This is a genomic window from Actinomadura fulvescens (genome assembly GCF_039533225.1).
In the GTDB taxonomy this organism is placed as follows: domain Bacteria; phylum Actinomycetota; class Actinomycetes; order Streptosporangiales; family Streptosporangiaceae; genus Spirillospora; species Spirillospora fulvescens.
Genome location: NZ_BAAATD010000014.1, coordinates 218,089 through 234,237 on the forward strand (window position 1 = coordinate 218,089; position 16,149 = coordinate 234,237).

Below are 16,149 nucleotides of genomic sequence, written 5' to 3' on the forward strand. Positions count from 1 at the left end.
GGCGGTGGGAGGGGGGACGACTGCGGCGGTTCGTGTGGGTTCTTCGGTGGGGTTGGTTGAGCGGGCTAGGGAGACCGAGCTTGTTGATCAGGTTATTGAGCGTGCCGTGGTTGGGCGGGAGGGTGGCATCGTGGTCGTGGAGGGGCCGGCTGGGATCGGGAAGACGACCTTGCTCGCCTATGCCCGTGCGCGGGCTGAGACGCTGGGGTTGACGGTCGCCACGGCTCGCGGCACCGAGCTGGAGGTCGACTACGCCTGGGGGTGCGCCCGGCAGCTGTTCGAGCCCTTTACCAAGAGCTCCACCGCCGCGGTCCTGCCGTTCGCCGGCGACGACCCCGCCGTGCCGCTGGGCGAGTATTCGATCATCAACTCGCTGTTCTGGCTGGCCAGCGATCTGGCGTCGCAGAATCCGCTGCTGATCGTCATGGACGACCTGCAGTGGGCCGACACCGCCTCGGCCCGGTTCCTGGCCTACCTGGCCGCGCGCATGGACGCTCTCCCGGCCGTGCTCATGGTCGCGCTGCGGCCCGGGTCCGGCCGGATCGACCACATCGTCTCGATGATCACCCGGCTGCCCCTGGCCGTCAGCACCACGTTGGCTCCGCTCACCGCCTCCGGTTGCGCGGAACTGCTCGCGGGCCTCATCGATGCCCCCACCCAGGACCTCGTTCTGCGCTGCCATGAGGCGACACGCGGCAACCCGTTCCTGGTGCGCGAACTCGGCCGGCAACTGACCTCGCGACCCGACGCCGGTCTGCTGCAGGGCTCACCCAACATCGCCCGCTTCGTCGCCGGTCAGCTCGCTCACCTGCCCGAGCAGGCCCGCGACGTGGCACACGCCCTGGCCGTGCTCGGTGACCAATGCGACGGGCACACCCTGGCGCGGGTCGCCGGGATGCCCGCGCGGCAGGCACTGGCCGGTGTCGCCTCCTTGGTCACCAGCGAACTCGTTCTCGCGGACGGGGTGCCGGCGCGCCTGTCGTTCGCCCATCCCCTGATCCGTTCGGCCGTGTATGACGGGATCGAGGCCGGCGCGCTGATCGACCTCCATCTGCGTGCCTGCCGCGCGGCGTTCGACGACCATGACCCGATCAGAGCGGCCACCCATCTGCTGCGGGTTCCGCCCGGCACGGGCGACGTCGACCCCGTCGCCGTCCTCAACCAGGCGGCCGATCTCAGCCTCGCCCGCGGGTCGGTCGACAGCGCGGTCGCGTTCCTGCGCAGGATCCTCGACGAGGATCTCGGCGATCAACGGCTCGCCGTCCTGTCCCGCCTCGGCATGACCGAGGCCCTCGTGGACATGCCCCAGGCCATCGAACGCCTGTCCCAGGCGCTGGCGTTGGAGCCCGATCCCGAACGGCGGGCGGAGATCACCTTTGTGCTCGCCGCCACCACCTGGATGACGTGCCGCCCTCGGCAGGCGGCACGCGTCTGCCAGGTCGCGCTCGGCCGGGAGCGCCGGCTGTCGGCCAGCGCACGCCAGGCGCTGCAGTCCTGTATCGGCATGGCGTCCTACGGGACACCGGACGGCACCGACCTCGTCGCGCTGCTCGACGGATTCGGCGCACAGGCCCCTGACTCCTCTCCCGGCGGCCTCATGCTCGAAGCCAGCCTCTCCCTGCACGACGCGATGAGGAACCGGCGGGAATCGGCAGAGCGACGTGGCCTGCGAGTGCTCGCTGATGACCGCCTGGCCGGGCAGCCGCTCGCCCCTCCCCTGCTGACCTGTGCGTGGTACGCGCTGGGGCCGTGCGACGTTCCGCAGCTCCTCCCGTCCATCGAGGCGATGCTCGAACAGAGCCGCAGGACCGGCTCGATGCGCGGGATGTGCCCCGCGCTCGCCTACCGGTCGATGGTCATGCTGACCCGCGGCCATCTGGACGAGGCGGTCCGCGACGGCCGGCTCTCCTGGGAGGCGTCCAAGAACAGCGGCCTTGACCTCGGGCAGGTGTTCACCGCCGACTGGCTCGTCACCGCCCTGGTGGTACGCGGCGCCCTCGGCGAGGCGCAGTCGATCCTCGACCAGGTCAAGAACGCGCACGGCCCCGATCTCAACCGGCACATCTACGCCACCGGCGAGACCCGGCTCCTCCTCGCGCAAGGCCACGTCCGCCGTGCGCTGGCGATGGCCCGGTCGACCAGGGATCAATGCCGGGCGCTGGGCGTCACCAACCCGGAGATCTTCGATTGGCGGACGCCGCTCGCACACTGCCTCACGCGGCTGGGGCAGCACGACGAGGCTCGGGCCGTGGCGGCGGAGCTGCTGTCCGCCGCGACCGCCTGGGGGACCCCGCGTGCGATCGGCCGGGCCCTGAGGGTGGCCGCCACCGCCAACGGCAAGGACAGACTCGACATGCTCACCGAATCCGTCCGGCTGCTGGAAGGCACCGAGGCGGGCCTCGAACACGCCTCGTCCCGCTTTCTGCTGGGCGAAGCGCTGCGACAGGACGGCCATCTCGACGATGCCCGCGTTCACCTGCTCACAGCGCTGGAACTCGCCGCGTTCTGCGGCGCCCGCCCTCTCCGGTGGAACGTGATGGCCGCACTGAGGCAGGTGAACGGTTTGGACGTCCTTCCGGTCACGCCGAGCAGGACCGCCCTGTCTCCCACCGAGGCGCGGATCGCCGACCTTGCGGACGCGGGGCTGTCCGACCGCGAAATCGCAGAGGCGCTCTACCTGACCGTCAAATTCGTTCAGGAACACCGCAGAACGCTGCCCTGAAGTTCACCCTGCGCTGCGCGCTTCAGCGGCGTATCAGCGCCGTTTCAGGCCCGAATGCCACAGTCGCTGCACACGCGTGGACAAGGCCATTTCCAGTGAACGCATCGACGGGCCGAGCACAAAAGCACCGGCCCTCGATGAGGGAGGTTCTCGATGAGACGCAGCATGACCATTGCCGCAATTACGGCCGCCGGCCTGGCCGCCGCATTCTCGGCTGTCCCGCCGAGTGCGCAGGGCGCGGAGGCGGCGCAAGCGGCGCCGCCGGCGCTGACCGCGCAGGCAGGAGCCGCCGCCACCAGCGATCGAGACGAACGGGCCAAGCTCGCCGCCGCCCTGGAAAAGCGCCTGGGCGCACGCACCGCCGGCTCATATCTCGACAAGGGGACGGGCAAGCTCGTCGTGACCGTCACCGACGGCTCCGCCGCTCAGAGCGTACGTGCGGCAGGCGCGACCCCGCGCACGGTCACTCGCAGCCGCACCGATCTGGAGAAGGCGACCGCGAGCCTCGAACGTTCCGCCCGGATCTCCGGCACCGCCTGGGGAGTCGACCCGGCCACCAACCAGGTGGTGATCTCAGTGGACGAGACCGTCAAGGGAGCCAAGCTCGCCAAGGTCAAGGCAGCTGCCGGCAAGCTCGGCGGGGCGGCCAGAGTGGTATCCGCCAACGGGAAACTGAGCACGCTCGCCAACCCCATCATGTTGGACGGTACGGCCATCTACACCGCGTTGACTCGGTGCTCGCTCGGCTTCAACGCGTTCCCCGTCGGTCAAGCCGGAAAGGACGGCCCGCACTACTTCCTGACCGCCGGGCACTGCACGCAAAGCGGCCTGCCGTGGTTCGCAGACAAAAACACCAGCAGTTTCCTCGGGAACACCAAGGCGAGTACGTTCGGCCCCGCAGGCGACTACGGAATGGTCGGCTACGAGGCCGACGGAATTCACGTTTTCGGCACGGTCGCCGGCAGCATGGAGAAAATCGAGGGATATGACCTGGCCTACGTCGGCCAGTCGGTCGAGCGCAGCGGCAGCACCACCGGCGTGCGCAGCGGCCGGGTCACGGCGCTCAACGTGACGGCGAACTACGACCAGGCGACCGTCCACGGCCTGATCCAGACCAATGCCTGCGCCGAGCCCGGCGACAGCGGCGGCCCGCTGTACTCCGACGGCATGGGGCTCGGACTCACGTCCGGCGGCTCGGGCAATTGCTCCAGCGGCGGCACCACGTACTACCAGCCGGTCGCCCCGGTCATGGAGAAGCACGGCCTGGAGATGTGGGACTGTGCGGTGAACGAGCCGCATCCCTGCCCCTGATCACGTTCACGGGGCCGAGGTTCGAGCAGGTCAGCCGACCCGCACCCTGACGAACCTCGGCCCGCGCCGTGGCCCGAGGCCGCCGTGTCGCCGGCCCGCGCCCGGGGCCGTGCCTGCAGAAACTGCCGCCAACTCAGGGGCGGAACGCCTTGAGCGTGATGTCGACGAGAGAGTCGGCGTACTCGGCGTTGAGCGGCCCCGTACGGTGCAGCCACCGCTGGAAGAGCGGGGCGTAGAGCACTTCGAGCACCAGGTCCAGGTCGGCGTCCGCAGCCAGCTGACCTGCCCGCTGCGCGCTGCGCAGTCGCGCCCGCTTGGCGTCGTCCACGGGACGGGCGAGCTGCTCGCGGTACTGGGCGGCGAGGTCGGGATCGTTGACGATCTCGGCGTTGAGCGCCCGGATCGGCTTCTCGAACGCCGGATCGGCGAACTCGGCGACCGTCGCCCGCATGACCAGCTTGAGGTCGGCCTCAAGGTCTCCGGTGTCCGGCAGCGCCAGGCCGCCCTCTCCCCCGGCGTCGCTCAACGCCAGGAACGCATCGAAGATCACGGCCCCCTTGGACGGCCACCACCGGTAGATCGTCTGCTTGCCGACGCCGGCACGGGTGGCGATGGCCTCGATCGAGACCTTCCGGTACCCCACCTCGGAGATCAGCGCGCGGGTGGCCTCAAGGATCGCCTGCCGCGACCGTTCACTACGCCGGGAACGATCCGGCGCCCTGCCGTTGGACATGCGTGCAGCGTAAGCCCAGCCGCCCACCCCACGTCCCCGCGCGTCATCGAACGCGGAGGCCGGGAGCCGGGCGGCTGGATCTTCCGGGACGTCAGACGACGGCGACGGCGTCGATCTCGACCAGGAACCCCGGGCCCAGGCCGGCGACGACGTGGACGGTGATGGCCGGTGGCGGGTCGGCGCGGTTCCACACCTGCTGGAACGCGGCCACGCCCTCGTCGAAGGAGTGGCCGTCGACCACGGCGATCCTCCAGTGCACGATGTCGGCCAGGCTCGCGCCCTCGCTCCGCAGGATGGTCTGAAGGTTGCGGAACGCCTGGGCGGCCTGCTCCCCGACCGTGGGGCCGACGAGCGTGCCTTCGGCGTCAACGCCGTTCTGTCCACCGATGTAGATGGTCTTGGCCGGCTGCTCGACCACGACGGCCTGGCTGAAGGCCGGGCTGCGGTGCAGCCCCTCGGGATTGAGGTGCCGTACGCCCATGTCTGTCTCCTTCGATAGGGACACCAGTTTTAACGGTGTCGTCATGAAACCAGTTATAGTGGTTCCATGCGAGTTGGTACAACTGGACGGGTACTGCACGACCCCAAAGGTGGGTCGTTCCGCTTCGACGCCGGCGCGGTCTGCCTCGATTTCGCCCACACTGGCGGCGAGGGCGACTACGCGGTGTTCGAGTCCCTCCACGAGCCCGCCGACCTCGCCGAATGGCTGGCCCAGCCGCCGCTGGACGCGACGTTGACCGTCCCCGCGACGGCCCGCGACCTCACCGCGGCCAAGGCCTTGCGCCAGGCGATCTGGGACGCCGCGCACGCCCGGGCCGCGCAACGTCCCGTTCCCGCCGAAGCTGTGGCCACCATCAACCGGGCCGCGGCCGCGACGCCGTTCATCCCCGAACTGGCCGCCGACGCCACCACCGCGGCATGGGCGCCGCCCGTGCGGGCCACGCAGGCACTGTCGGCACTGGCGCGCGAGATGATCGACCTGCTGACCGGGCCGCTGTCCGGACGCATCCGCGAATGCGCCAGCGACAACTGCCCGCTGGTGTTCGTCGACACCTCCCGGCCCGGCGCCCGACGCTGGTGCGCGATGGAACGCTGCGGCAACCGCCACAAGCTCCGTGCCCATCGCGCTCGGCGAGCCACCGGCACCGGCTCGTGACGACCACCGCGACTGATGGCGTCAGGGAAAGGATCGCCGATAGGCGCCAGGCGTCAGCGGAAGGATCGCCGGTAGGCGCCAGGCGTCAGCGGAAGGATCGCCGGTAGGCGGCGGGCGTCAGCGGAAGGATCGCCGGTAGGCGCCAGGCGTCAGCGGAAGGATCGCCGGTAGGCAGCGGGCGTCAGCGGCAGGATCGCCGGTAGGCGGCGGGCGTCAGCGGAAGGATCGCCGGTAGGCGGCGGGGGTGGTGCGCAGGGCGCTGTAGAAGCGGCGGCGCAGGTTGACCGCCGAGGAGAGCCCGACCCGCTGGGCGATGGTCTCGACCGGGAGGTCGGTTTCCTCCAGGAGCGCGCGGGTTGTCGCGATACGGCGTTCGAGCAGCCAGCGACCTGGGGAGACGCCGAGTTGCCGGGTGAAGTGCCGGCTGAGCGTGCGCGGTGAGACTCCGGAACGGGCCGCGATGTCCTCGACCGTCAGCGGCTGGTCCAGCCGGGCGGTGATCCATTCCAGGAGCGGCGCCAGCGAGTCGGGAACGGGCCCGCTGGTCGGCAGCTCGGGAAACTGGCGCTGGCCGCCCTCGCGCAGCGGCGGGGTCGCGAACTGGCGGCCGATCCGGGCCGCCAGCGCCGCGCCGTGATCGCTGCGGACCAGGTTGAGGCAGAGGTCCAGGGCCGTGGCCGAGGCGCCGCCGGTGGCCACGTCGCCGTGGTCCACGTAGAGGACCTTGGAGTCGAATCTGGCCCGCGGAAAGGCCGCCGAGAGCTCGTCCACCAGGTCCCAGTGCGAGGCCGAGCGCCGGCCGTCCAGCAGGCCGAGCGCGGCCGGGATCCAGACCCCTTCGCAGATCGCGACGATCCGGGCACCCCGCGCGTGGGCGTCCCGTACGGCGTCGAGCACCGCCGGAGAGTCGGGCCGGGTGCACCAGCCCGCGATGAGCACCGTGTCGGCCTCCGCGAGGGCCTCCAGCCCCTGTTCGACCAGCACGTCGGCCCCGAGTGTGGTGCGGACCGGCCCCGGCCGTTCGGCGCACATGCGGAAGTCGTAGTGCTGGGGGATCTCCTCGCCGTGCCAGCCGAACACGGCGGACGCGCAGGTCACGGGGTAGAGCTCCAGCGAGGACCCGACCAGGGCGACCACGCGATGCCTCATGGCAGGAATATACCTATTGATGTCATTCCGGACGCCTGTCGACCGTAGTGATCTTGTCCAGCATGGTCGGCATGGAAACGACCGCGGTACTCGACCGCGCGGACCTGCAGGCCCCGACCAGGCTGTGGACCAGGGACTTCACCCTCTACTTCGGGGCGCGTTCGGTCTCGCTGCTCGGCGACGCGATGATGCAGGTCGCCGCCGCGCTGGCCGTGGGGAAGACCTACGGGGTTTCGGGCGTCGGCTACGTCCTGGCGGTGTGGACGCTGGCGGCCGTCGGCTTCGTTGTCTTCGGCGGGGTCTTCGCCGACCGGATCGGGGCCCGGACCGTGATGGTCGCGGCCGACATCGTCCGGGTGGTGACCCAGAGCGTCGTCGCGGTGGCCTTCCTGACCGGGACGCCGCCGCTCTGGCTGCTGCTCGTCTGCTCGTCCCTCGCGGGCACCGCGGCCGGGATGTTCCAGCCGGGAGTGAACGGGATGATCCCGCTGATCGCACGCGACCGGCAGCGGGCCAACGCCACCCTCAAAATCGCCGACGCGGGGTCGCAGCTCGCCGGGCCCGCGCTGGCCGGTCTGATCATGGCGTTCTCCAGCGCGGGCGTGGTCTATTCGCTGAACGCCGCGGCCTTCGCCTTCAGCGGGCTGTGCCTCGCGCTGATCAGGGCACGTCCCGCCGGCGGCCCGAAGCGGTCCTCCACGATCCTGCTCGACCTGCGGCGCGGCTGGACGGAGTTCCGTTCCCGCACCTGGATGTGGTCGGTGATCGTGATCTGGGTGTTCTTCGGGCTGCTGGTCTTCGGCCCGTACATCCCGCTGGGCTCGCGCCTGATCGGCGAACGGCTGGGCGAGGCCGCCTACGGCTGGGCGATGGCCGGGCTCGGCACCGGCACGGTCGTCGGCGGGCTGATCGCGATCAAGCTGAGACCGCCACGGCCGCTGGCGGCGGGCGGCATCGCCGTCGCCGGCTTCACGTTCGTCCCGCTCTCGGTGGCGCTGGAGCTGTCACTGCCGCTGCTGGTCGCCGGGCACCTGCTGGGCGGCTGCGCCTTGGCGTTCTGGTCGGTGATGTGGTCGACCAGCGTCCAGGCGCAGGTCGCCGAGGACGTGCTGAACCGCGTGACCGCCTATGAGATCGCCGGGTCGGTCTCCGGAGCCGCGGTCGGGCAGGCCCTGGTCGGCCCGGTCTCCGACGCCGTCGACCCGCGAAGCCTGCTGTTCGTCTCGGCAGCCGCCTGCGTCGCGGTCTGTGTCGCCTTGCTGGCCACCCGCCCCATCAGAAACCTGCACCAGCCATAGGTGTTGGCTCAAAAGTTGAAGACCGCACCACCGGTCGTCCCGTTCAGCTCACAGCGGTTGGCGAAAATCCGTTCCCAAGCAACGGGCTGACCGGCCCACACACCGACAGCCCTGCCCTTGACCGCCTTGTAGGCGGACGGGCACTTCTGCGGGGCTTCCTGAATGTCTCCCAGATCCCCCCGGACATTCGTCAGGTCGGCGCAGGCCTCAGTGGCGTCGGGGTGACTGGAACTCGTGCCCGCCGGGCAGCTCAGCGTGGCGATCTCGGCCTTCCATCCGCCCCCGGAACCGACGGTGTAGACGGTCAACGTCAAGGAGCCTCTGGGCACCGGGGAGGCCGCGGCGCTGACGCCGGTCGCGAGCACGCCGCAGGCAGCGGCCACAGCGATGGCACAGGCACGGGCCGGCGGGAACGAACGCATCACAGAATCCTCCAGTTCACGACCGTCAAGAGCGCAGTGAAGCCCGATCCGCGACGGATCTCCACACGGCAACATGTGATCATGAATACACTCTGAGTAACGGCCAGTCACCGCTGAGGTTCGAGTGTCGTCAAACCCACCGGACACGAGCCTGGTCGTCCGGTCCCGCGTGCGATTGCCATCCGTGTGACGCTAGCGCGAGAGGCGCCCCGTCAACACTCACGCCCGAACGTAGACACAGCCCGATGAGGTCGGCGCGGCCGCGGGGATGACCCGGCAGTCTGCCCACGAGCGGTGGGCCAACGTTTGAACAGGCCTCGTGCCTCTACTCGTCTTCGGGCCCCTGATCCGTGGGACGAGTCCGGAGCCGGGGTGGGGCAGGCCGGGGCAGTGCCGATTGGGCCCTGCCCCGGCCGTGGGGCTTGGTGACGTGTTCGCTACCGACGTGCCCGAGTTGCTAGCGGTGCTTGAAGAACTGGACGGGGCCGCACTTCTTCGGGCGGGTGGAGCAGACCTGGACCTTGAGCCCTCCGACCCAGTCGCCTAGGCCGATATCCAATCCGAAACCCCTGCCGTTGTTGCAGGCGGTCTTGCTCCACCAGACCGGATCGCTGCCGGGCTGTTGGCGTGAGATCTTGACCCGGCTCCCGCCGTAGGCCTTGCAGTTTTTGTCGTAGACGATTCCTTCGACCCTGGCGTGGCGGGTCTTCTGGTTGTGGACTTTGCCGACCGTCCATCCGTCCTTATAGGAGACCTTGATGGGCTTCCAACCCTGGATCGCCGCGTTCTGGGCCGCCGAGGCGGCGGGTTTCACGTCGGTGGCTGCCGAGGAAGTGGCCGTGGTGGAAGTGGCGTGGTGTGAGGCCTGTGCTTGGGCGGGCACGCTCAGGGCCGGGATCAGAGCCAATGACGCCAGCGCCATCAGCGGAACGTTCTTGCCCATCTGGGCTCCTTTGATTGAGGATTGTTTCCGGCTGGCTCGGGGCATTCCATGCGCGCGGAAACAGCGCTTGGCCTGCGCGAACAATGCGTCACGGCCAGCGCTTGTGCATGCTCATGAAAAAGATACGAGGAGCCACGGAACAGCACATCGAACGAGCGGTTGAACCGCCCTACCGCGATTGGCCCGTAGAAACTCCGGCCGTACAACCAGCGCTGCAGGGCCCGTACTCCACTAGGTTGAGCACCGAGCCGCACCCACCGGCGCGAGATTAAACCCGGGTTTCGGACCGCGTGCTCAAACCCCCGGCACGGCGTTGCGCAGGATCACCTCCACCTCGGCCAGGTCACCAGCGTCAAGCCAGTGCCGCATCAGGCATCGTTCGGCTGGATCAGCACGGGGCAGGTGGCGGAATGCGTAGTCTCACGGCATGCAAGTGCATCTGAGCTTCCAGAACCCTCCTGCGCTGCCGCATGAGTTGGTGGTCGAGGTGTTGGAGCGGGCGCTTGGGGACCGGGCGCATGAGCCCGATGCGGCCGACGTTCTGGTCGGGATTGCCTTGAACGATGACGATCGGACGTTCGTCGAGTACTGGTGCGTGCAGGTTGGGACACGAGCGGTGTCGGGCAGCCCGCTGCTTGGGCTGGCCGGCCTGTGCTTGGGTCATACCACCCGACGGTTCGGACATCTCAGCGACGAGGCCGTTGCGTTGGCGCATTCCTTGGCGGGGCGTGCTGAGGTGGATACCTCAGACGTGGACGGTCGGGCACTGGACGGCCTCGACGACGTCCGGAGCTTCCTGCACCTGTGATGAGACCGGCCCCTGGGCTCAGTGCCGTTCGACGTGCTACGCCTGTCGTGCTGCTTCCAGCAGATCCGCGAGGGCGTTGCGGGTCAAGGTGAGCTTGGGGCCGTCTGGGTCTTTGCTGTCGCGCAGGCCGACACCCTGGGCAAGCCGGGCCAGCTCAATGCAGTCACCGCCCGCGTCGTTGCTCCGTCGAGCCTTGCGCCACACTGCGTCGCTCATGTCATCGCCCTTCGGGTGTGCTCGCGCTGCCTCATGATGAGCGCTGATCTCGTCCTCAGTGTGCTACGCCCGTCGTGCTGCTTCCAGCAGACCTGCGAGGGCGTTGCGGGTCAAGGTGAGCTTGGGGCCGTCTGGGTCTTTGCTGTCGCGCAGGCCGACACCCTGGGCAAGCCGGGCCAGCTCAATGCACGATCCGCCCGTGTCGTTGCTCCGTCGAGCCTTCCGCCACATCGCGTCGCTCATGTCATCGCCCTTCGGGTGTGCTCACGCTGCCTCATGGCGAGCGTTGAGTCCACTTGGCGGAGCGCCCGGCCCTTATGAGCGAGGGCCGGGGCTCAGTGCCGTTCGGCCTACGCCCGTCGTGCTGCTTCCAGCAGACCTGCGAGGGCGTTGCGGGTCAAGGTGAGCTTGGGGCCGTCTGGGTCTTTGCTGTCGCGCAGGCCGACACCCTGGGCAAGCCGGGCCAGCTCAATGCAGTCACCGCCCATGTCGTTGCTCCGTCGAGCCTTCCGCCACATCGCGTCGCTCATGTCATCACCCTTCGGGTGTGCTCACGTTCCGCCTCAGGTTCTGAGCCAAGTACGCCCGATACATCTGCTCACTGGGCGTCCGTGCTTTGGCTGCGCTTGCGCTACATCATCAGCGTTTCTGAAGCCTTCCAAGGCTCCGGCTACTGCTTGATTCGAGCCACAAGGGTACGCAGAGACGCCTTGTCTACCACCAGGTGACCGGCGTCAGGATCCTTGCTGTCACGGACACCTACTGTCCCGGCACCGAGGTCGGCAAGCTGAACACAGTTTCCGCCGAGGTCATCGCTGTAGCTGGAGCTGCGCCATGTTACGTCCACCGATCACGCACCACCTTTCGCAGGTACTCGCGCGAGTCGTCCACCGACACGGCGCCCGGCCCTTGTAGGCGAGGACCGGGACCCAGTGCCGTTCGATCTACTACGCCCGTCGTGCTGCTTCCAGCAGATCCGCGAGGGCGTTGTGGGTCAAGGTGAGCTTGGGGCCGTCCGGGTCCTTGCTGTCACGCAGGCCAACACCCTCAGCAAGCCGGGCCAGCTCCACGCAGTCGCCGCCCGTGTCGTTGCTCCGCCTAGCCTTGCGCCACACCGTCACGTTCTCATCCATCGGTCCGATGCAACCTTTCGTATGAACTCGCGGGAGTCGGCGACGCTCAGCGCCCTCCCTTGAAGAGCGGTGAGCACTTTCACAACGAACAAGATATCCGCCCGATCGTTCGACGTCATGCCTCCGGTGGTCGTCTCCTGGTAGAGCAGTTCGTCTCCGTTCTCTTGCGTGGCCAGCGTGAACGACCCGCTGATTCCTCGGTAGTGGGCGGTGCGTGCCACCTGGAGGGTGACGTTCTCCCACTCCGACACTTCGAGCAGGCGCTCAAGCTGCGCATTCATCACGTCCGGTCCGCCGACCTCGCGATAGAGAGTGGATTCTCCGAGCACGAGGCTGATCACGGGCGGACTCTTCGAATTAAGGATGGCCTGCCGACGCATCCGACCTTCGAAGTCGGCCTCCCTGGTCAGCAGCGCCCGCATGTACTCCTCGATCTGGAAGAGACCGTAGACGAAGGTCTCCTGGTAGGAGCGCAGCAGTACGGCGGAGCCCTCCGCCATCGGGAAGTCGGCGAAGAACTGGGGATATGGGGTGGTCCGTAGGAGGTCTTCCCAGCCGTCCGCCAGCGCCGTGCTGGTGTCGAGCACCTCGTCGAGGCGTTCGGCGAAGTCCTTCCGGCATCGGGTGGCGCCGTTCTCCACCTGGCTGATGTAGGAACGGCTGACGGTCGCTAGTCGGGCCAGTTCGGCGCGGGATATCCCGGCCTCTTCGCGAAGTCTGGTGACTTCACTCCCGAACGCCTTGAGCGCGGGGGTCGGCTTGCGTGCTGTCACGGGAATCTCCACCAGGTGTTGAGGGGGCTGACACCGATGTGAAGCGGTTTACGTGTGTCCGGGGGGCTTGCATGGTGGAGGCTACTCGCTTGGGCGCAATCTGTCACCGAACAGGAACTCATTGTGAGGAGACGGGGTGTCCGAGCCACACGAGATAACGATCAAGGCTGATGCCGAGCAGCTCCGGGAGGCCCGGGCGTTCGTCGGCGCGGTTTTCGAGTCATGGCACCTGGACTCTTATCTGGGGAAAATCATCGTGTCCGAGCTCGTCGGCAATGTCGTCCGGCACACCGATGTGGACAAGATGATCGTCAGGGTCTATCTGGCCGACGCCGGGCCTGTGGTCGAGGTGGAGGACGGCTCCCCGCAGTTCCCCGTCGTCCGCCCCATGGAGCCCGAGTCCCTGTCCGGGAGGGGGCTCGCCATGATCAAGCTGCTGGCGGCCGAGGTCGGGTGGAACGCCTGCGCGGGCGGCGGAAAGTGCGTATACGCGGTGCTGAGGTAGGCGTTGGGCCGCTGTTCATCGCGTCGGCTCTGGACGCCGACCGGTGAAAACGGGGGCCCAGTCTTGGGAGGGGTTCTCCTCCCAGCGGGCACGGCCTGCGGCGAAGGGGTTGGAGGCGACTCTGGTGGGGTTGCCGAACAGAAGGGTCAGCCGGCCGGAGTCGTGGTGGGGCGGCCAGTCGTCCACACCGGGCACCGTGGGGCGCCCCTGCCGGCAGAAGGTGATCCACGCGCCGCTCGCCTCGTCGGCCAGGCGCTGGTTCACCTCGTTGTCGGTCACCAGCGCGGCGCGTTCCAGGTTGTGGAAGAAGTACAGGACGTCTTCGCCGTGGCTGCCGGTGCCGCCGGTGAAGATGTAGGCGTAGGCCGGGGCCGTCGCGGTGTTGTTGCGGGCCGAGGCGAGCGCCAGCGCGGGGAAGCGGTACATCGCGTCGGTGGTGACGGTGACCGCTATCTTGCGCGCCGGGTTGTCCGGACGGAGTCGCCGATACTCCTGCACCAGTGCGGACACGTCGCAACGGGCGAGGCGCGAGCAGCGCTCGGCCAGTTCGGTGTCGTCGCAGTCGTCCCAGTCGCCCGGATCAGCGTCGAGGACCCTGGTGGTCTCGTTGAGCGCGCTCCCGATGAGCAGCGGCATGGTCGGGGCGACCCCTGCCGCCAGGTCGGCGTACGCCCGCGCCTCGACGGGCGCCCCGTCGACCACAGGCTGGAACCTGTACCACCGCTGTGCGCGCTCCAGCTCGTCGTTCACATCGAGCAACTGCTTCACGCTCGCGCGGGCGAGCAGGTCGGGACGGTCCGCGGGGATGCCGAGACGGTCCAGAACGCCCCGGGCCGCCTCCTGCGGGGAAGCGGGACAGGTGCTGCGGGGTGGCGGAGGGCTGACCATGATGGCCTTGTGGAACGGGGGCTCGCCGCCGGTCGCCAGCAGCGTGGCCAGCCTGGACGCGCCCCGTGATCCGCCGGCCACGGTGATGTTGCCGGGATCGCCGCCGAAGGCGGCGACGTTGTCGCGCAGCCACCCCAGCGCCATCCGCAGGTCGAGTATCCCGGCGTTGCCCGAGTGCTCGTAGCCGGGGACTCCGGTCCAGGACAGGTCGAGGTGCCCCAGGATGCCGACACGGTGGTTGAGGGTGACCACCACCAGGCCGCCGTCGCGGGCGAGGGCGGATCCGTTGAACCGCGGCCAGTCACCGGCGCCGAAGTTGGCTCCGCCGTGCAACCAGACCAGCACCGGGCGCGGAGCGTCGGCATCGGCGCAGGACGTCCAGATGTTGAGCACCAGGCATTGCTCGCCCTGGTTCTCCACACTGGTGGGAACGCCGAACAAGGGCAACATGGAGATGACCGACGGCCGGGCGTCGAGCAGCCCGCTCAGCGGCGGCTGCGGGCAGGTCTGCCCGAACTCCGTCGCGTCCCGGACGCCCGTCCAGCGCGGGTGCGGCCGCGGCGGCCGGAACCGTGCCGGGCCCGCCGTCGAATCGGCATAGGGCACTCCGAGGAAGGTGCGCACGCCCTGCGACTCACGGCCGCGAATCCGGCCCAGGCTCGTCTCGACGACTCCGGAGGCCACAGATCACCCGCCGAGGGCCGACGACCGCAGGCGATCGAGGTCCACCTTGCCGGAATGGGTGCGCGGCAGGCTCGGCACCGAACGCAGAAGCAGGGATTCCGCAGGGACGCCGAGAGCTCGCAGCGTCGCCAGCCAGGCGTCGCGGAACCGATCGGTGTCGCCCTCCACGAAGACCACGGCGGTGTCGGACCCGGCTTGTACGGCGGCCGCCGGTCCGATGCCGCTCAGGCGCCGTTCGATCTGGTCGAGCTGGATGCGTTTGCCGTACAGCTTCACCTGACGGTCCTTGCGGCCCACGACGTACAGCATGCCGTCGTCCAGGCGGCCGAGGTCGCCGGTGTGCAGCACGCCGCCCAGGTCGTCGCCGCCGCTGAGGTCCCGGCGCGATCGGGCGTATCCCATCATGACGTTGGGTCCTTCGTAGACGATCTCGCCGACGGCCCCCGCGTCCCCCGCCAGCCGTATCCGGCCGCCGGGGATCGCCCGCCCGACCGAGCCGACGTGGTCGAGCAGCAGGTCCGGAGGCAGGCAGGTCATGCGGGCGGTCGCCTCGGTCGCCCCGTACATCGAGCAGAATCCGCCGTCCGCGGCGGCCATCATGCGCCCGAAGTACTCCACCAGCTCGGCCTCCAGCGCACCACCGGCGTGGTAGGCCAGCCGCAGCGAGGGATGGTGACCGGCCTGCCAGTCCAGCTGACGCATGATCCGCCAGCCGATCGGGACCGTGCCGAAGTTCGTCACGCCCGTCCGGTCGAACAGCCGCCAGAAGCGCTGCGAGCTCGGGCCCACCGTGGACAGGACGAGCCCCGCGCCGGCGACCAGATGGCTGTTGACTATGGACAGGCCGAAGCTGTAGTCGGTGGGCAACGAGGTGATGCCGACGTCGCGCCCCTCAAGGCCGAGCGCGCCGACGATGGAACGGGCGTTGGCCGACACGTTGCCGTAGGAGAGCCGGACGGTCTTGGCTCGCCCCGACGATCCCGACGTCGTCATCACCAACGCCAGTTGCGGATGGAGGCCGCCGCCGGACGGGGACGAGCGGATCAGGACCCTGCGTCCCAGCATCGACCCGTGCACTCGATAGCCGGGAAGCACCGTCGCCTCGTCGCCCACTGTCGCCTCGTCGCCCTCGACGACGAACTCCGGCTGGTAGGCGTCCAGCAGCGACCGGCGGGTGTCGCCTGTGTGGTCTTCCTTGAGCAGGACGGCATGGCCGAGCTCCAGCGCCGCCAGGTAGGCGGTCAATCCGGCCTGTGTGCGGCCCGCGAAGACCGCCACCAGTGCCTTGTCGGGCGCGGACAGGGAACGTTTCGCCTCGTCCAGCCCTGCGCGGAACGTCGCGGCGGAGATGAGATCACTGCCGGACCACAGCCTCAGGTCCTCGGCTGCCAGGCGCAGGGCTCGCATG

The 16,149-nt window shown here is 69.0% G+C and carries 18 protein-coding genes and 1 pseudogene; 6 read left to right on the forward strand and 13 right to left on the reverse strand.

Going from position 1 to position 16,149, the window contains the following annotated elements; genetic code table 11:
* Nucleotides 1-64 precede the first annotated feature (64 nt).
* Together ABD333_RS38960 and ABD333_RS38965 are read left to right on the forward strand one after the other, a co-directional pair.
* Nucleotides 65-2,722, forward strand: a pseudogene (locus ABD333_RS38960) (ATP-binding protein); the annotation flags it as partial.
* Nucleotides 2,723-2,875: 153 nt separating this feature from the next.
* Nucleotides 2,876-4,033: a S1 family peptidase gene (locus tag ABD333_RS38965; protein ID WP_344547635.1), complete on the forward strand. Its 1,158-nt coding sequence runs from the start codon at nucleotides 2,876-2,878 to the stop codon at nucleotides 4,031-4,033.
* 133 nt (nucleotides 4,034-4,166) lie between these two features.
* On the opposite strand, the gene ABD333_RS38970 is transcribed toward ABD333_RS38965, so the two are convergent.
* A complete protein-coding gene (locus ABD333_RS38970; RefSeq protein WP_344547636.1) occupies nucleotides 4,167-4,766 on the reverse strand; it encodes a TetR/AcrR family transcriptional regulator in 600 nt (199 codons plus the stop codon).
* Nucleotides 4,767-4,857: 91 nt separating this feature from the next.
* Nucleotides 4,858-5,247, reverse strand: coding sequence for a RidA family protein (locus ABD333_RS38975; RefSeq protein ID WP_344547637.1), 390 nt, complete (start codon nucleotides 5,245-5,247; stop codon nucleotides 4,858-4,860).
* 66 nt (nucleotides 5,248-5,313) lie between these two features.
* Here ABD333_RS38975 and ABD333_RS38980 point away from each other — a divergent pair, with 66 nt between their 5' ends.
* Nucleotides 5,314-5,922, forward strand: a complete 609-nt coding sequence (locus tag ABD333_RS38980) for a CGNR zinc finger domain-containing protein (RefSeq protein ID WP_344547638.1) — start codon at nucleotides 5,314-5,316, stop codon at nucleotides 5,920-5,922.
* A 213-nt stretch (nucleotides 5,923-6,135) separates the two neighbouring features.
* On the opposite strand, the gene ABD333_RS38985 is transcribed toward ABD333_RS38980, so the two are convergent.
* Nucleotides 6,136-7,071, reverse strand: a complete 936-nt coding sequence (locus ABD333_RS38985) for a GlxA family transcriptional regulator (protein ID WP_344547639.1) — start codon at nucleotides 7,069-7,071, stop codon at nucleotides 6,136-6,138.
* A gap of 71 nt (nucleotides 7,072-7,142) precedes the next feature.
* Here ABD333_RS38985 and ABD333_RS38990 point away from each other — a divergent pair, with 71 nt between their 5' ends.
* Nucleotides 7,143-8,369 (forward strand): MFS transporter, encoded by a 1,227-nt coding sequence (locus ABD333_RS38990; protein WP_344547640.1) that lies wholly within the window; start codon nucleotides 7,143-7,145, stop codon nucleotides 8,367-8,369.
* A gap of 8 nt (nucleotides 8,370-8,377) precedes the next feature.
* Here the strand turns inward: ABD333_RS38990 and ABD333_RS38995 are convergent, their stop codons facing one another.
* Both ABD333_RS38995 and ABD333_RS39000 read right to left on the reverse strand, forming a co-directional pair.
* Nucleotides 8,378-8,791 (reverse strand): SSI family serine proteinase inhibitor, encoded by a 414-nt coding sequence (locus ABD333_RS38995; protein ID WP_344547641.1) that lies wholly within the window; start codon nucleotides 8,789-8,791, stop codon nucleotides 8,378-8,380.
* A 457-nt stretch (nucleotides 8,792-9,248) separates the two neighbouring features.
* Nucleotides 9,249-9,734: a hypothetical protein gene (locus ABD333_RS39000; protein ID WP_344547642.1), complete on the reverse strand. Its 486-nt coding sequence runs from the start codon at nucleotides 9,732-9,734 to the stop codon at nucleotides 9,249-9,251.
* Between the two features lie 427 nt (nucleotides 9,735-10,161).
* Between ABD333_RS39000 and ABD333_RS39005 the strand changes: the two genes are divergently transcribed.
* The gene (locus ABD333_RS39005) at nucleotides 10,162-10,542 is read left to right on the forward strand and encodes a hypothetical protein (RefSeq protein WP_344547643.1); all 381 of its coding nucleotides are present in this window, start codon (nucleotides 10,162-10,164) and stop codon (nucleotides 10,540-10,542) included.
* Between the two features lie 36 nt (nucleotides 10,543-10,578).
* Here the strand turns inward: ABD333_RS39005 and ABD333_RS39010 are convergent, their stop codons facing one another.
* The 6 genes from ABD333_RS39010 to ABD333_RS39035 all read right to left on the reverse strand — a co-directional run bounded on the left by ABD333_RS39010 (nucleotide 10,579) and on the right by ABD333_RS39035 (nucleotide 12,676).
* Nucleotides 10,579-10,758 carry a DUF397 domain-containing protein gene (locus ABD333_RS39010; protein ID WP_344547644.1) on the reverse strand — a complete coding sequence of 60 codons (180 nt, stop codon included), beginning with the start codon at nucleotides 10,756-10,758 and terminating at the stop codon, nucleotides 10,579-10,581.
* Between the two features lie 63 nt (nucleotides 10,759-10,821).
* Nucleotides 10,822-11,001 (reverse strand): DUF397 domain-containing protein, encoded by a 180-nt coding sequence (locus ABD333_RS39015; protein WP_344547645.1) that lies wholly within the window; start codon nucleotides 10,999-11,001, stop codon nucleotides 10,822-10,824.
* A gap of 107 nt (nucleotides 11,002-11,108) precedes the next feature.
* Entirely contained in the window at nucleotides 11,109-11,288 is a 180-nt protein-coding gene (locus ABD333_RS39020) for a DUF397 domain-containing protein (protein WP_344547646.1), read from the reverse strand.
* A gap of 140 nt (nucleotides 11,289-11,428) precedes the next feature.
* Nucleotides 11,429-11,605 carry a DUF397 domain-containing protein gene (locus tag ABD333_RS39025; protein ID WP_344547647.1) on the reverse strand — a complete coding sequence of 59 codons (177 nt, stop codon included), beginning with the start codon at nucleotides 11,603-11,605 and terminating at the stop codon, nucleotides 11,429-11,431.
* A gap of 100 nt (nucleotides 11,606-11,705) precedes the next feature.
* Nucleotides 11,706-11,891, reverse strand: coding sequence for a DUF397 domain-containing protein (locus ABD333_RS39030; protein WP_344547648.1), 186 nt, complete (start codon nucleotides 11,889-11,891; stop codon nucleotides 11,706-11,708).
* On the reverse strand, nucleotides 11,876-12,676 hold the full coding sequence (locus ABD333_RS39035) for a helix-turn-helix domain-containing protein (RefSeq protein WP_344547649.1): 801 nt from the start codon (nucleotides 12,674-12,676) through the stop codon (nucleotides 11,876-11,878). Before ABD333_RS39035 ends, ABD333_RS39030 begins: the two co-directional genes overlap by 16 nt.
* Nucleotides 12,677-12,800: 124 nt before the next feature.
* On the opposite strand from ABD333_RS39035, the gene ABD333_RS39040 reads away from it, so the two are divergent.
* Complete coding sequence (locus ABD333_RS39040) at nucleotides 12,801-13,169, forward strand: ATP-binding protein (protein WP_344547650.1); 369 nt, start codon at nucleotides 12,801-12,803, stop codon at nucleotides 13,167-13,169.
* 15 nt (nucleotides 13,170-13,184) lie between these two features.
* On the opposite strand, the gene ABD333_RS39045 is transcribed toward ABD333_RS39040, so the two are convergent.
* Nucleotides 13,185-14,741 carry a carboxylesterase family protein gene (locus ABD333_RS39045; RefSeq protein WP_344547651.1) on the reverse strand — a complete coding sequence of 519 codons (1,557 nt, stop codon included), beginning with the start codon at nucleotides 14,739-14,741 and terminating at the stop codon, nucleotides 13,185-13,187.
* A gap of 3 nt (nucleotides 14,742-14,744) precedes the next feature.
* Nucleotides 14,745-16,148 carry an AMP-binding protein gene (locus ABD333_RS39050; RefSeq protein ID WP_344547652.1) on the reverse strand — a complete coding sequence of 468 codons (1,404 nt, stop codon included), beginning with the start codon at nucleotides 16,146-16,148 and terminating at the stop codon, nucleotides 14,745-14,747.
* Between the last annotated feature and the right edge of the window lies 1 nt (nucleotide 16,149).